The sequence below is a fragment of the Acrocarpospora phusangensis genome (assembly GCF_016862995.1).
Classification (GTDB): domain Bacteria; phylum Actinomycetota; class Actinomycetes; order Streptosporangiales; family Streptosporangiaceae; genus Acrocarpospora; species Acrocarpospora phusangensis.
In genome coordinates, this window is sequence record NZ_BOOA01000039.1 from 34202 (window position 1) to 48200 (window position 13999).

Below are 13999 nucleotides of genomic sequence, written 5' to 3' on the forward strand. Positions count from 1 at the left end.
ACGAGCGGATGGATCAGCGGCGGCGCACACCCGCCGCGAGCTCGGCGGCGAGCTCGCGCACCGCGAACAGGCCGGCGGCCTCGTCGGGGGCGTCCAGCAGGCGCCGGATGAAGGCGGAGCCGACGATCACGCCGTCCGCGTACGCGGCCACCTCGGCCGCCTGGGCGCCGTTGCCGACCCCGAGGCCCACGCAGACCGGCAGCGCGGTGTGCGCCTTGGTCCGCTTGACCAGGCCCTCGGCGGCGGCCCCGACCGACTCGCGGGCGCCGGTCACGCCCATCAGCGAGGCGGCGTAGACGAAGCCGGTGCAGCAGTCCGCGACGATGCCGATGCGCTCCTCGGTGGAGCTGGGCGCGACCAGGAACACGGTGTCGATGCCCGCGGACCGGCTGGCCTCCCGCCACGGCCCGGCCTCTTCCGGCGTCAGGTCGGGCGTGATCGTGCCCACCCCGCCCGCGTCGGCCAGGTCCCGGGCGAAGCGCTCCGCGCCGTACTGGTCGATGGGGTTCCAGTAGGTCATGACCAGGGTGGCCGCGCCCGTCCTGGCCACGCCCTCGACGGTCCGCATCACGTCGGCGATCCGGGTGCCGTTGGTCAGCGACCGGTGCACCGCGTCCTGGATGGTCGGCCCGTCCATCAGCGGATCCGAGTACGGCAGGCCGATCTCGATCACGTCGCAGCCCGCGTCCACCATGGCGGAGGCGGCGGCGACGGCCCCCTCCTTGGTCGGGAACCCGGCGGGCAGGTAGCCCACCAGCGCGGCGCGGTCCTCGGATCGGGCCTTCTCGAAGACCGCGGCAAGAGATGTCATATCAGCGCCCTGGAGCCTAGAGGTTGAAGTACTTCATGGCGGTGCCCATGTCCTTGTCGCCCCGGCCGGACAGGTTCACCAGGATGGTCGCCCCGGACCCCAGCTCGCGGCCCAGCTTGAGCGCGCCGGCCAGCGCGTGCGAGGACTCGATGGCCGGGATGATGCCCTCGGTGCGGGCCAGCAGCGCGAACGCGTCCATGGCCTCGGCGTCGGTGATGCCGTGGTAGGCGGCCCGCCCGCTGTCCTTGAGCCAGGCGTGCTCGGGCCCGACGCCCGGGTAGTCCAGACCGGCCGAGATCGAGTGCGACTCGATGGTCTGGCCCTCCTCGTCCTGCAGCACGTAGGTGCGGGAGCCGTGCAGCACGCCGACGGTGCCCGCGGTGAGGGTGAGCGCGTGCTCGCCCGTCTCCAGGCCCCGGCCGCCGGCCTCGTAGCCGTGCAGGGCGACCGTCTCGTCGCCGAGGAAGGCGTGGAAGATGCCGATCGCGTTGGAGCCGCCGCCGACGGCCGCGCAGACGGCGTCGGGCAGCGCGCCGGTGAGCTTGAGGATCTGGCGGCGCGCCTCCACCCCGATGATCCGGGCGAAGTCCCTGACGATCCCCGGGAACGGGTACGGCCCCGCCACGGTCCCGAACAGGTAGTGGGTGCTGTCCACGTTGGTGACCCAGTCGCGGAACGCCTCGTTGATGGCGTCCTTGAGGGTCTGGCTGCCGTTGGTGACGGGCACCACGGTCGCGCCGAGCAGCTTCATCCTGGCCACGTTGAGGGCCTGCCGCTCGCAGTCCACCGCGCCCATGTAGATGACGCACTCCAGGCCCATCAGGGCGGCCGCGGTGGCGGTGGCGACGCCGTGCTGGCCCGCGCCGGTCTCGGCGATGACCCGGGTCTTGCCGAGCCGCTTGGTCAGCAGCGCCTGGCCGAGCACGTTGTTGATCTTGTGGGCGCCGGTGTGGGTGAGGTCCTCGCGCTTGAGCACGATCCTCGCCCCGCCCGCCTCGGCGCCGAACTTGGGCACCTCGGTGAGGGTGGTGGGACGTCCCGCGTACGTCCGGAGCAGGTGGTCGAACTCGCGGATGAACGCGGTCTCCGTCCTGGCCTTCTCGTAGACGGCGGCCACCTCGTCCAGGGCCGGGATGAGCGCCTCCGGCACGTACCGCCCGCCGAACACGCCGAACTTGCCACCGGTCACGGCGTCGCCGCCGACCAGGTCGCCGGGCTGGAGGACGGTGTCCTCGGGTCCGGTCACGGGTTCGGTCACGGGTTCGGTCATGGCTTCTCCTGCTGCCGTTCCTGCCGGGATGACGGGTGCGCGCCCGCGGTGACCAGGTCGTTGACCGCGGCCCTCGGGTCCTTGCCGGTGACCAGGCTCTCCCCCACCAGCACCGCGTCGGCGCCGGCGCGGGCGTAGGCCAGCAGGTCGTGCGGGCCGCGCACACCGGACTCCGCGATCTTGATGATCCCGTCCGGGATCTTCGGGGCCAGCTTGGCGAAGACGTCCCGGTCCACCTGGAGCGTCCTCAGGTCGCGCGCGTTCACCCCGATGATCTTAGCGCCCGCGGCCACGGCCCGTTCAAGCTCTTCCTCGGTGTGTACCTCGACCAGCGGGGTCAGCCCGATGGACTCGGCCCGCTCGATCAGCGAGACCAGGGCCTCCTGCTCCAGCGAGACGACCATGAGCAGCGCCAGGTCCGCGCCGTAGGCGCGCGCCTCCCAGAGCTGGTAGGAGCTGACGATGAAGTCCTTGCGCAGGATGGGCACGTCCACCCGGGCCCGCACGGCGGCCAGGTCGGCGAGGCTGCCGCCGAACCTGCGGCGCTCGGTGAGCACGCTGATCACGTGCGCGCCGCCGGCCTCGTAGTCGGCGGCCAGCGCGGCCGGGTCGGCGATGGCCGCGAGCGCGCCCTTGGACGGGCTGGACCGCTTCACCTCGGCGATCACCGAGACCCGGTCGCCGGCCAGCGCCGCGCGCGCGTCGCGGGGGGCCGGCGCTCGTCCGGCGCGCTGCTTGAGCTCGTCGATCGACACGGTCTTCTGCCGTTCGGCGAGGTCCTCCCGGACCCCTTCGATGATCTCGTCGAGAACGCTCACGAACTCCGGGTCCCTCCGATTGACTGCGCTCGCGGGACCGCGCGTGCTCTCCGCGCGCACCCCGCCCTGCCCTGCCGATGGTATCGGCCCTCCCGGCCGCGCCCGGCCACCGGGTGCGTCACGGCGCGAGAATTCGCCCGGCGGGAAGATTGCGCGCGACCCAGAAGAGCAGGGCCGCGGCCACGAACCCCCAGGCGAAGACTGGCCTGGCCAGGACCGTGCTCATCCGCCTTCCGGTCCAGGCCGCGAGGGCCCAGCGCGCCCACAGGTAGACCAGCACGGGCGCGGTCAGCGTGAACAGCGGGTTGAGGTCCAGGGCGGCCAGCGGGTCGCCGTGCGCCAGGGCGTGCACGGCGCGCAGGGTGCCGCAGCCGGGGCAGTAGAACCCGCTGACCGCGAGGAACGGGCAGACCGGGTAGTGCCCGGGCGCGTTCGGGTCGACGGCCGCGACGTATCCGGTGGCCGCCAGCGTGACCGCCGCCACCGCCGCGGGCGCGAGCCGGCGGCGCGTCACCGTCTTCATCAGGGCAGCCTAGCCGGGCCCGCCCGGCGGAGCCGCGATCAGTAGTTGAAGTCGGACGAGGGGACCGCCTCGGCGATGCCGATCAGGGCCAGGATGGCGGCGCCGAACGCCAGCCAGAGGATGACCCAGAGCGCGATCGTGATGTAGGAGGTGACCAGGCCGGCCACGGCCATGCCGCGCCCCTCCTCGCCGCTCTCCTTGATCCGCGCCATCGCGATGTGCCCGAAGATCGCGCCCAGGATGCTGGTGACGCCGCAGAGCAGCAGGCCGACGATGCCCATCACCAGGGACGCGACCGCCAGGCCGTTGGTGGGGCGCTGCGGAGGGTAGCCGTAGCCCTGCTGGTAGCCGGGCTGGGCGTAGGACTGCTGGTAGCCGGGCTGCTGGTAGGCGTCGTAGCCGCTGGGCTGGGTGTAGCCGGGCTGCGGCTGGCCGTACGGGTCGTAGCCGGGCTGCTGGCCGTAACCGGGCTGGCCGTAGCCGGGCTGCTGGCTGCCGTACCCCTGATCCCCGTAACCGGGCTGTCCCCCGTAGCCGGGCTGCTGCCCGTAGCCGGGCTGGCCGCCGTGCTCCCCGGTGTCGCCCGGCTGGTTCCCGTAACTCATGTGAATGACTCCTAGCGGTCATCGTGAGAGGTGCGGGCGGCAGCCTAGCGATTTGCACGTATTACTAGGGGGTTACGCTCAATGTGTGGACAAGTTGTGACCAGGCGTGCCCGCCTGTCAACGATGCTCGTCGGAGACGGTCGGGTCCAGTCCCGCGTCCAGAGCGTCCCACAACTCTCGCTCTCCGGATGCCCTCATCGGCGTACGGCTTCCGCGCGCGGGGGCGGCCCACCGGGTGGCGCGGGCGGCGGCGTACAGACCGGCCAGGACCAGCAGCGCGCCCCCGGCGACGGCGGCGAGCGGCCAGAAGGTGAGCTCCGCGGTCGCCGCGGCGGAGCCGCCGGGCGCGAGGTCGCCGCCCCAGGCCCGCAGGGACGCCAGCACGACGGCCGCGCCGCAGAGGGCGACGAGACCGGCCAGGACCGAGCGCCACACGCCGCGGGCGGCGAGCACCGCGACGGCCCCGGCCAGCCCGGCCAGCGCCACCGGGGTCAGCGAGGCGGCGACTTCGCCGCCGGTCAGGGTCAGGGCGGACGGACTCGGGACGGTGGCGGCGGAGGTAAGCACGGCCCAGTCCCGGCCGGCGGCCAGCAGCGTGAGCCCGCCGCCGGCCGCGCAGACGGTCAGCCAGAGCGTGACGGCCCGCCGGGCGGGGTTCACGAGAGGGTCACTTCCAGCGGGTCCGCGTCGAAGCAGGTCCGGTCGCCGGTGTGGCAGGCCGCGCCGACCTGGTCCACCTGGAGCAGGATCGTGTCGCCGTCGCAGTCCAGGGCGGCGTGCTTGACCCACTGCACGTGGCCCGAGGTGTCGCCCTTCACCCAGTACTCCCCCCGGCTCCGCGACCAGTAGGTCGCCCGGCCCGTGCTGAGGGTGCGGTGCAGCGCCTCGTCGTCCATCCAGGCCAGCATGAGCACCTCGCCGGTGTCGTGCTGCTGGACTACGGCGGGCACCAGGCCGTCGCGGGTGCGCTTCAACCGGCCGGCGATCTTCGGGTCCAAGGGCATGCCGTCATTCTGCCTCATCCCGGGCCCGGACCAGCGCTTTCGTACGCCGCGAGCAGGTCTGTCGCCGCGAACGCGACCGGATGGGCGGCCGGATCGGTCCGGCCCGCGGGGTCGCCGCACACCGGGCAGTCCGCGTCCCGGCTCGGCACCAGCCAGACGCTCTGGTACGCGTGCTGCCCGAAGGCGTCGCCCAGCAGCGCCGGGAAGATCCAGTAACCGGGCCGGTTGGCGAAGACCGCGTAGCTGGCGCCGCGCTCCCGCACCTGGTCGGCGAAGCGCCTGGCCGCCACGTCCTCCGACTCGGGATGGAGCAGCCCGAGCGCCAGCTTGCCCGCCACCGAGCAGACGTGGTGGATGTCGGTCAGCAGGCCGGGCTCGGCGACCAGCCGTCCGGTGCCGTAGTCGGTCCGCCGGTGCGGGGAGTCCTCCCGCGCGGTCGCCGCCCGTACGCTTCCGGCGCAGCAGCCCCAGCAGGGCAGTCCGTCGGCCACCATGACGACCTCACCGCCCTCGGCGCCCCGGTAGAGGGCGGGGAAGACGGCGGGCTTGCCGTACCAGTAGGCGAGGTGGTCCAGGCGGGCCTGCGCGGCGTTGTCGTCGGTGGCCGCGACGACCAGGTCGGCCTCCGCGACCAGCGCGGCGAGTTCCCCGGCGGGCAGTTCGTGCAGCGCCGCCGTACGCCCGTCCACCCGGCAGGCCGGGTTGATCGCCCGTACCAGCCGGGCCAGGGCCTCGGTCTTCGGCGCGCCCACGTCGGCCACCCGGTACGCCGACCTGCCCAGGTTCTCGGCCGCCACGGTCTCCGGGTCCACCAGCGTGAACGCCCCCACGCCCGCCCTGGCCAGGACCTCCGCCAGGTACGACCCCACCGACCCGGCCCCGGCGACCAGCACCCGCCGCTCGGCCAGGACCGGGGAGAGCAGTCCCGCGCTCCGCGCCTGCAACGGGACCCGCGCGGGCGGACGCCGTACGGCGCGGGCGAGGCGGTCGGCGGCGGGGACGGACAGATCCCAGCGGAGCGGCACCGGGCCGACGCCCCCGGCGACGACGAGCGGCGCGGCGGCGGGATAGTCCGCGCCGAACAGGACGGCGACCGGGCCGAGCCCTTCGATCTCGCCGGTGACGCCCAGCATGGGCGTGCCGTCCACGGTCACCAGGGCCGGGTCGCCCTCCCCGGTGAAACCGGCGCGGGTCAGGCTCCGCCGGATCGGCAGCACGACCGGCCGCACGGGCGCGACCCTCGGCCCCGACTCCGTCCGGGTGGCCCCGAAGAACGAGATCCGGCAGCCGTCCAGCGCCAGTTCGTGCCCCTCCAGGGGCGTGTCCGCGTCGTGGGTGACGATCGGCGCCAGGTAGCGGGTCAGCGCGGGGTTGAGCGCCAGCGACCGGGCGAACTCGGCGCGGTCCTGCCCGGACGGCGTGGCCATGCCGCCCGGATGGGAGTGCGCGATCCCCTTGAACCGCGCCGCGGTGCCCCGCTCGACCCGGCCGATCTCCTCGATCAGCCGGTCGCTGTTGTGGTAGAGCACCGAGGTGACCTCGGCCGACTCGTCGTGCAGGAACAGGGTGACGACGTCGGCGCCGGGCACGCCGAGCAGCGCGCCGCCCTGTTCCGGGGCCGTGGCGCCGAGCGTGGCGGCGACGCGGTCCAGGACGTAGTCGGCGATCCGCACGGCCGGGTCAGTCATCGAGGTTGTTGACGGAGAACGGGAAGCTGTATCCGGCCAGGACGACGTCCATCCCGGTGGCCCAGAGCACCGACTTGGAGTAGGCCTTCTCCAGCGTGGGCTGGCCGCCGCGCCCGCCGTCGCTGAGGCAGATCCGGCCGTCCGGGTAGAGGTGGCCCTGGTGCGCGCCGACGTGGCCCTGGAGCTGCGGGTCGAGCAGGTTGACCTGGTACTGGCGGCCGTCGTAGTAGGCGAACATCGTGTAGACCCGGCCCATGGCCGACTTGATGGAGTAGCACCAGCCGCGGGCGTCCGGCCGGTTCACGAAGACGGTGTTGCGCGGCATGTGGCCGGCGGCGAACCGCTGGTCGATCCGGGTGCGGAGTTCGGCCGCGCGCGCGGAGGGCGAGGCGAAGGTGCCCAGCTGCACGGTGGAGAGCGGCTGGTCGCCGGGCGCGTCGCCGGTGTAGATCTCGCCCTCCCTGCCCACGCTGACCTCCTCGGAGGCGCGGTCCCTGGACGGCCCGGCCTGCTGGGCGTCCTGAATGATCCGCCGGAGTTCGTTGAGGTCCGGAGCATTGGCCACGATTTATCTCCTTCTACTGGGATACGACAATCTTGATATAGTCAGGGATAGTTAAAGAGGGGTTGCGGGGTTGTCTTGGGGATAGACAACTCCCGGAAACCAGACACGGGGGCCGACAGTGGCTATCGATGAGTTCGGGCCCGAGCTGCGGCGGCGTCGCGAGGCGGCCGGGCTGTCCCTCTCCCAGCTCGCGGCCGCCGTGCCCTGCCACAAGGGCACCCTGAGCAAGATCGAGAGCGGCAAGGCCAGGCCCGGCGAGGGCGTGGCCGCCCGGTGCGACGAGATCCTGCGCGCGGGCGGCATGCTCGTCGCGGTGGCCCGCGCCGACCGCACCCGCGCCAAGATGGCCGCCGGCTACGACACCGCCGCCCGCGCGCCGGCGCGCGTCCCCGGCCCGCGCTACCCGCCGGAGATCCTGCTCCCGTCCCTGGAGGAGGTCATCCGGGGGCTGCGCAGCATGGGCCGCCGCCTGGCCGCCGCCGCCGTGCTCCCGATGGTCTCCACCGAGTTCGAGCTGCTGGCGGAGATGGGCGACATCGGCGCGCTGCCCGCCTACTACGCCGAGTACGCCAGCTGGCTGGCCCAGGAGTCCGGCCGCCCGGGGCTCGCGCTCAGCTGGCTCAAGGAGACCATCCGGCTGGCCGACCTGTTCGGCGACCGGGACCTCAGCGCGTACGCGACGGTCCGGCGGGCCGAGCTGATGCTGGCCCACGACCACCTCGGCGCGGCCGAGCTGGCGGCCAGGGTCCGCCGCCGCCCCGGCCTGTCCCGCCGCGTGCTGGCGCTGGCCGCCCACACCGAGGCCTACGGCCGCGCCCTGTACGGCGACGAGCGCGCCTGCGAGGCCGCCCTCGCCGAGGCGACGGGATTCCTCGCCGCCGCCCCGGAGACCGGCCTGATCGGCCCGACCACCGTCGGCGACCTGGGCTCCGCCGCCCGCGGCTGGTGCCTGTACGACCTGGGCCGCGCCGCCGAGTCGGCCCCGCTGCTGGAGGGCGCTCTGGCCACCGTGCACCCGGAGGGACTGCGCGCCCAGGGCCTGCTCACGGCCCGCCTGGCCCGGGCCTACCTACGGGCCGGCCGCCTGGCCTCCGCCCATCAGGCGACGCACGACGCGCTCGGCCTGGTCGGCCGGACCCGGTCCGCGGGCGCGTACGCCGAGCTGCGCGAACTCTCCGGCGAGCTGGCCGGGTGGTCGCGGAACGTGCTCGCGCGCGGCCTGCGGGCCGAGATCGCCGCCGCCATGCGCGGGTTACCGCTCGCCGGATAGCACGTCCGCCGCCACCAGCGCGAACGGCAGGTCCCCGATCGGGTGGGCGGTGAAGCCGGGCGCGCCCCGGTAGGCGGAGCCGGCGATCCAGCGCGCGGTGTTGGAGGCCACCACGCGGCCCTCGGCGTTGGTCAGCAGCGCGGGGGCGGGGATCTCGCGCAGGGCGGGGTCCACGGCGGCCTCGAAGCGGCGGACGAACACGTCGGCCGCGGCCACGCCGACGAACGCGCCCGCCACGGTCACCGGGACGGACAGCGTGAGGCTGTACTCGTCGGTGCAGAGATAGTCGACGTACGGGCCGCAGATGGTGTGCTCGGCCCCGGCCAGCGGTCCGGTGTACCAGTCCCAGTGGGTGTAGTCGTAGAAGGCGCTGCTGGCCGGATCGAGGTCGCGCAGCAGCTGGACCGGCCGGCCCGGCGGGTTCTCCTGCCACCACTCCAGGTACCAGGCCGCGTCCGCGAGCAGGCCCGGCGCGGCGATGAAGCCGATCCCGGCGATGAGCGCGCCCAGGCGGCCGGGGTCCAGGCGGCTCCACAGCAGCGGGCGCAGGGGGGCCAGGTCGGCGGCGACGGGGGCCCGGCCGCTACGCCGTACGGAGGCGACGGCGGTGGCGGTGGCGGCGCGGACCCCGCGGAGGGAGGCGAAGACCTCGCCGGCGACCTCGGCGACGCGGTGGGCGGCCGCGTCCACCCGGTCGACGGCGGGACTCTCGGCCCGAAGATCGGTCATCTACTCCTCCTGGAGCCGCAGCCGAAGCTCGATGAGGTGGTCAACCGCGTCCAGCACGTGGCGTTCGGCGAGCTCCCTGGCCTGGTCGCCCGCGCCCGCCAGGATGGCCTCGACGATGGCCCGATGCTGGTCGAGCAGGTGCCTTTTCGCCATCTCATGGTGCTCGTCCCGGGAAAGCCACAGCAAGCCTCCGATGTCAGCCTGTAACCGGATCTCCTCCTGAGTGAGTCGCGCGGACTGCGAGGCGGCGGCGATCTCGACGTGGAAGCGGCCCTCCAGGCGGCGCAGCCGGCCGTCCTGCTCGGCCCCGGTCGTCCCGGTCGTCCCGGCCAGCTCGTTCATCTCGTTCATGGAGCGCAGCAGCGGGGCCAGGTCGGAGGGGAGCGCGCGCTGGGCGGCCAGCCGGGCCGCGGCTCCGGCGATGGCCGCGTAGTGGTCGCCGAGGTCGCGCAGTTCCTCCGCCGCGTACCCGCGCAGCAGGGCGCCGGGGTCGAGGCCGGAGGGCAGGCGGACGAAGCTGCCGCCGCCCCTGCCGCGGCGGGTCTCCACCATGCCCTGCTGGCGCAGGGCCATCAGGGCCTCCCTCAGGGTGACCGTGGAGACGCCGAGCCGCGCGGCGAGCTCGGCCTCGCTGGGCAGCTGCTCGCCGTCGGCCAGCAGGCCGAGGGAGATCGCGTCGGTGAGACGGCGGACCACCGCCTCCACCCGGGCGGTGCTGTCCACCGGCGCGAAGACGGCCAGCCGGGCCGATTCCATCTGGCTCCCTCCGTCGCCCCGTTAACCCCAGTGATACCGGATCGTGTCTTGTTGCGAAACATTTAACTCCATATGTTTAAGTTCATGGCTGACCAAGCGGTGGCCCTGCGCGGGCTGCGCAAGAGCTTCGGGAACGTCGAAGCGGTCGCGGGCGTGGACCTCGACATCGGCGACGGGGAGTTCTTCGCGATGCTGGGCCCGTCCGGCTCCGGCAAGACGACCGTGCTGCGGATGATCGCCGGCTTCGAGACCCCGACCGCCGGCACCGTCGAACTCGCCGGCCGGGACGTCACCCGGCTGCCCCCCTTCGAGCGCGACGTCAACACCGTCTTCCAGGACTACGCCCTGTTCCCGCACATGAGCGTGCTCGCCAACGTCGAGTACGGCCTGCGCGTCAAGAAGGTCCCCGGCCGCCGCCAGAAGGCGCTGGAGGCCCTGGCCACGGTCCGCCTGGAGGGCTTCGGCGACCGCCGCCCCGCCCAGCTGTCCGGCGGCCAGCGCCAGCGGGTCGCGCTCGCCCGCGCCCTGGTCAACCGCCCCCAGGTGCTGCTGCTGGACGAGCCGCTCGGCGCGCTCGACCTGAAGCTGCGCGAGGAGATGCAGGTGGAGCTGAAGGCCATCCAGCGCGAGGTCGGCATCACCTTCCTGTTCGTCACCCACGACCAGGAGGAGGCGCTGACCATGAGCGACCGGGTCGCGGTCTTCAACGAGGGCCGGGTCGAGCAGGTCGGCACCCCCGCCGAGGTGTACGAGCGGCCGGCCAGCGCGTTCGTGGCCGGCTTCGTCGGCACCTCCAACCTGATCTCGGGCGCGGCGGCGCGGGACGTGCTCGGCAAGGACGGCACCTTCAGCGTCCGCCCCGAGAAGCTGCGCGTGGCCGCCCCAGAGGAGCCCGTCGGCGACGGCGAGCACAGCGCCACCGGCCTGGTCAGCGAGGTCGTCTACGCCGGACCCGCCACCCGGTTCGTGGTGGACCTGGACGCGGGCGGCAGGCTCATCGCCCTCCAGCAGAACCTGCAGGTCTCGTCCATGGACGTGATGGGCCTGCGCGGCACCAGGGTCCGGCTCGTCTGGCACCGCCGGCACGAGTTCGCGATCGTCTAGACACCAGGAGTCCCCCCATGCGATCAATCCCCCGAATGGCCGCCGCCGTCGCGGCGCTGGCCCTGGCCGCCGCCTGCGGCTCCACCGAAACCGCCGCCCCCGCCGCCCCCGCCCCCGGCGTGAGCGGCTTCACCCCGCCGAAGATCGACGCCCTGGCCTCGCTCGGCGCGGGCGAGGGCCAGGTCAACCTGGTCGCCTGGGCCGGGTACGTGGAGGACGGCTCCACCGACCCCAAGGTCGACTGGGTCACCGAGTTCGAGAGCAGCACCGGCTGCCAGGTCAACACCAAGACCGCCGGGACCTCCGACGAGATGGTCAACCTGATGAAGACCGGCGAGTACGACGCCGTCTCCGCCTCCGGCGACGCCTCCCTCCGCCTGATCGCCGCCGGCGACGTGGCCCCCGTCAACACCTCGCTCATCCCCAACTACGCGGACGTGTTCCCCGGCCTGAAGGACAAGCCGTGGAACTCGGTCGGCGGCGTCTCCTACGGCGTGCCGCACGGGCGCGGCGCCAACCTGCTGATGTGGCGGACGGACACGGTCAACCCGGCGCCCGACTCCTGGGGCGTGGTGTTCGACCCGGCCTCGCCGTACAAGGGCAAGGTGACGGCGTACGACTCGCCGATCTACATCGCGGACGCGGCCGTCTACCTGATGTCCACCAAGCCCGAGCTGGGCATCAAGAACCCGTACGCGCTGGACGACACCCAGTTCCAGGCCGCCGTGGACCTGCTCAAGCAGCAGCGGACGATCATCGGCGAGTACTGGTCGGACTACACCAAGGAGATCCAGGCCTTCAAGTCGGGCGACTCGGTGGTCGGCACCACCTGGCAGGTCATCGCCAACCTGGCCACCGCCGAGAAGGCGCCGATCGAGGTGACGCTGCCGAAGGAGGGCGCGACCGGCTGGTCGGACACGTGGATGGTGGCCGCCGCCGCCAAGCACCCCAACTGCGCCTACAGGTGGCTGGACTGGATCATCTCCCCGAAGGCCAACGCGCAGGTGGCGGAGTGGTTCGGCGAGGCTCCGTCGAACTCCAAGTCGTGCGCGGAGACGGCCGACCCCAAGCACTGCGACACCTTCCACGCCACCGACGAGGACTACTTCTCGAAGGTCTACTACTGGACCACGCCGATCCCCCAGTGCCTGGACGGGCGTACCGACGTGACCTGCAAGGACTACGCGGAGTGGACGCGCGCCTGGACCGAGATCAAGGGCTGATGTGAGGCGGCGACTGGCGACCTTCCTGCACCGGCACGCCCGGGTACGGCTGTCGCTGCTGCTGTCGGCGCCGCTGGCGTGGCTGGGGCTCGCCTACCTGGGAGCCCTGGCCGCGCTGCTGGTGACGGCGTTCTGGTCCACCGACACCTTCACCGGGAACCTGATCAGGACGTTCACCTGGGCCAACTTCGAGGACCTGGTGACCGGCGAGGTCTACCGCACGATCGCGCTGCGCTCGCTCGGGGTGGCGGCGGCGGTGACGCTGATCGACCTGGTGGTGGCGTTCCCGATGGCGTTCGCGATGGCCAAGCTGGCCTCCCCCCGGGCCCAGCGCTGGCTGGTCATCGCGGTGCTCACCCCGCTGTGGGCGTCGTACCTGGTCAAGGCGTACGCGTGGCGGGTGCTGCTGTCCGCGGACGGCCTGCTGGGCTGGGGGTACGGGCTGGGGGCGACCATTCTGACGTTGTCGTACCTGTGGCTGCCGTACATGATCCTGCCGATCTACGCAGGGCTGGAGCGGCTGCCCAACTCGCTCCTGGACGCGGCCGGGGACCTGGGCGCGCGCGGCTGGCGCACCTTCCGCACGGTCGTCTGGCCGCTCGCCTTCCCCGCCGTCGTGGCCGGCTCGATCTTCACGTTCTCGCTGTCCCTGGGCGACTACATCACCGTGAAGATCGTCGGAGGCCGTTCGCAGCTGATCGGCAACGTGGTCTACGACAACATCGGCGCGGCCAACAACCTGCCGTTCGCGGCGGCGGTGGCGACCGTGCCGGTCCTCATCATGCTCGTCTACCTGGCGGCGGTCCGCCGAACCGGTGCGCTGGAGAACCTTTGAACCTGTCCCGTACGGCTCGCGCCGTTCTGTGGGGGGCGCTCGCGGCCGGGCTGGCCGTGATCTACGTCCCGCTGGCCGTGGTGGTGCTGAACTCCTTCAACGCCGACCGGACCTTCGGCTGGCCGCCGCCCGGGTTCACGCTCGACTGGTGGGCGGCGGCGTGGCGGTCCACCGGCATGCGCGAGGCGCTGTGGACCTCCGTGCAGGCCGCCTCGGGGGCGACCCTGATCGCGCTGCTGCTCGGCACGATGGCGGCCTTCGCCGTGCAGCGGTACTCGTTCTTCGGGCGGGACACGGTCTCGCTGCTGATCGTGCTGCCGATCGCCCTGCCCGGCATCGTGACCGGCATCGCCCTCAGCAACACCTTCCACACGGTCCTGGGGATTCCCCTCGGCCTGTTCACCGTCATCGTCGGCCACGCCACGTTCTGCGTGGTCACCGTCTACAACAACGTCCTGGCCCGGCTGCGCCGCCTCGGCGTGTCGATCGAGGAGGCCTCCGCCGACCTGGGCGCGGACACCTTCACCACGTTCCGCCTGGTCACCTTCCCGATGATGCGCTCGGCCCTGCTCGCGGGCGGCCTGCTCGCCTTCGCCCTCTCCTTCGACGAGATCATCGTCACCACGTTCACGGCCGGCGCGGGCGTGCGCACCCTGCCCATCTGGATCTTCGAGAACCTCTTCCGCCCCAACCAGGCCCCCGTCGTGAACGTGGTCGCGGCGGCCCTGATCGTGCTGTCGGTCATCCCGATCTGGCTGGCCCAGCGCATCACCGGCGAGGCCAGCCGTTACTGAGATC

The 13999-nt window shown here is 72.8% G+C and carries 16 protein-coding genes; 5 read left to right on the plus strand and 11 right to left on the minus strand.

Going from position 1 to position 13999, the window contains the following annotated elements; translation table 11 throughout:
- Nucleotides 1-13: 13 nt before the first annotated feature.
- The 9 genes from trpA to Aph01nite_RS23145 form a co-directional block, all read right to left on the minus strand.
- Entirely contained in the window at nucleotides 14-811 is a 798-nt protein-coding gene (gene trpA / locus Aph01nite_RS23105; RefSeq protein WP_204043047.1) for a tryptophan synthase subunit alpha, read from the minus strand.
- Between the two features lie 16 nt (nucleotides 812-827).
- On the minus strand, nucleotides 828-2081 hold the full coding sequence (gene trpB / locus Aph01nite_RS23110; RefSeq protein WP_204043048.1) for a tryptophan synthase subunit beta: 1254 nt from the start codon (nucleotides 2079-2081) through the stop codon (nucleotides 828-830).
- Nucleotides 2078-2899, minus strand: coding sequence for an indole-3-glycerol phosphate synthase TrpC (gene trpC, locus Aph01nite_RS23115; RefSeq protein WP_204043049.1), 822 nt, complete (start codon nucleotides 2897-2899; stop codon nucleotides 2078-2080). Before trpC ends, trpB begins: the two co-directional genes overlap by 4 nt.
- Before the next feature lie 118 nt (nucleotides 2900-3017).
- Nucleotides 3018-3422, minus strand: a complete 405-nt coding sequence (locus Aph01nite_RS23120; protein WP_204043050.1) for a DUF2752 domain-containing protein — start codon at nucleotides 3420-3422, stop codon at nucleotides 3018-3020.
- 38 nt (nucleotides 3423-3460) lie between these two features.
- Complete coding sequence (locus Aph01nite_RS23125) at nucleotides 3461-4027, minus strand: DUF4190 domain-containing protein (protein WP_204043051.1); 567 nt, start codon at nucleotides 4025-4027, stop codon at nucleotides 3461-3463.
- 117 nt (nucleotides 4028-4144) lie between these two features.
- A complete protein-coding gene (locus tag Aph01nite_RS23130) occupies nucleotides 4145-4687 on the minus strand; it encodes a Trp biosynthesis-associated membrane protein (protein ID WP_204043052.1) in 543 nt (180 codons plus the stop codon).
- Complete coding sequence (gene hisI, locus Aph01nite_RS23135; protein WP_204043053.1) at nucleotides 4684-5031, minus strand: phosphoribosyl-AMP cyclohydrolase; 348 nt, start codon at nucleotides 5029-5031, stop codon at nucleotides 4684-4686. Before hisI ends, Aph01nite_RS23130 begins: the two co-directional genes overlap by 4 nt.
- 14 nt (nucleotides 5032-5045) lie before the next feature.
- Nucleotides 5046-6719 carry a ThiF family adenylyltransferase gene (locus Aph01nite_RS23140; RefSeq protein WP_204043054.1) on the minus strand — a complete coding sequence of 558 codons (1674 nt, stop codon included), beginning with the start codon at nucleotides 6717-6719 and terminating at the stop codon, nucleotides 5046-5048.
- Nucleotides 6712-7284 carry a hypothetical protein gene (locus Aph01nite_RS23145; RefSeq protein ID WP_204043055.1) on the minus strand — a complete coding sequence of 191 codons (573 nt, stop codon included), beginning with the start codon at nucleotides 7282-7284 and terminating at the stop codon, nucleotides 6712-6714. The genes Aph01nite_RS23140 and Aph01nite_RS23145 overlap by 8 nt, the downstream gene beginning before the upstream one ends.
- Before the next feature lie 118 nt (nucleotides 7285-7402).
- Between Aph01nite_RS23145 and Aph01nite_RS23150 the strand changes: the two genes are divergently transcribed.
- Nucleotides 7403-8554 (plus strand): helix-turn-helix domain-containing protein, encoded by a 1152-nt coding sequence (locus tag Aph01nite_RS23150; RefSeq protein ID WP_204043056.1) that lies wholly within the window; start codon nucleotides 7403-7405, stop codon nucleotides 8552-8554.
- Here Aph01nite_RS23150 and Aph01nite_RS23155 read toward each other — a convergent pair.
- Together Aph01nite_RS23155 and Aph01nite_RS23160 are read right to left on the minus strand one after the other, a co-directional pair.
- Nucleotides 8537-9283 (minus strand): cache domain-containing protein, encoded by a 747-nt coding sequence (locus Aph01nite_RS23155; protein ID WP_204043057.1) that lies wholly within the window; start codon nucleotides 9281-9283, stop codon nucleotides 8537-8539. The genes Aph01nite_RS23150 and Aph01nite_RS23155 overlap by 18 nt on opposite strands.
- Nucleotides 9284-10039 carry a FadR/GntR family transcriptional regulator gene (locus tag Aph01nite_RS23160; RefSeq protein ID WP_204043058.1) on the minus strand — a complete coding sequence of 252 codons (756 nt, stop codon included), beginning with the start codon at nucleotides 10037-10039 and terminating at the stop codon, nucleotides 9284-9286.
- Between the two features lie 84 nt (nucleotides 10040-10123).
- On the opposite strand from Aph01nite_RS23160, the gene Aph01nite_RS23165 reads away from it, so the two are divergent.
- The 4 genes from Aph01nite_RS23165 to Aph01nite_RS23180 are packed head-to-tail and all read left to right on the plus strand — an operon-like array spanning nucleotide 10124 to nucleotide 13995.
- Complete coding sequence (locus Aph01nite_RS23165) at nucleotides 10124-11143, plus strand: ABC transporter ATP-binding protein (RefSeq protein WP_239161898.1); 1020 nt, start codon at nucleotides 10124-10126, stop codon at nucleotides 11141-11143.
- Nucleotides 11144-11160: 17 nt separating this feature from the next.
- Nucleotides 11161-12366, plus strand: coding sequence for an ABC transporter substrate-binding protein (locus Aph01nite_RS23170; protein ID WP_204043060.1), 1206 nt, complete (start codon nucleotides 11161-11163; stop codon nucleotides 12364-12366).
- Nucleotide 12367: 1 nt separating this feature from the next.
- On the plus strand, nucleotides 12368-13201 hold the full coding sequence (locus Aph01nite_RS23175) for an ABC transporter permease (RefSeq protein ID WP_204043061.1): 834 nt from the start codon (nucleotides 12368-12370) through the stop codon (nucleotides 13199-13201).
- On the plus strand, nucleotides 13198-13995 hold the full coding sequence (locus Aph01nite_RS23180; protein ID WP_204043062.1) for an ABC transporter permease: 798 nt from the start codon (nucleotides 13198-13200) through the stop codon (nucleotides 13993-13995). Before Aph01nite_RS23175 ends, Aph01nite_RS23180 begins: the two co-directional genes overlap by 4 nt.
- Nucleotides 13996-13999: the final 4 nt, after the last annotated feature.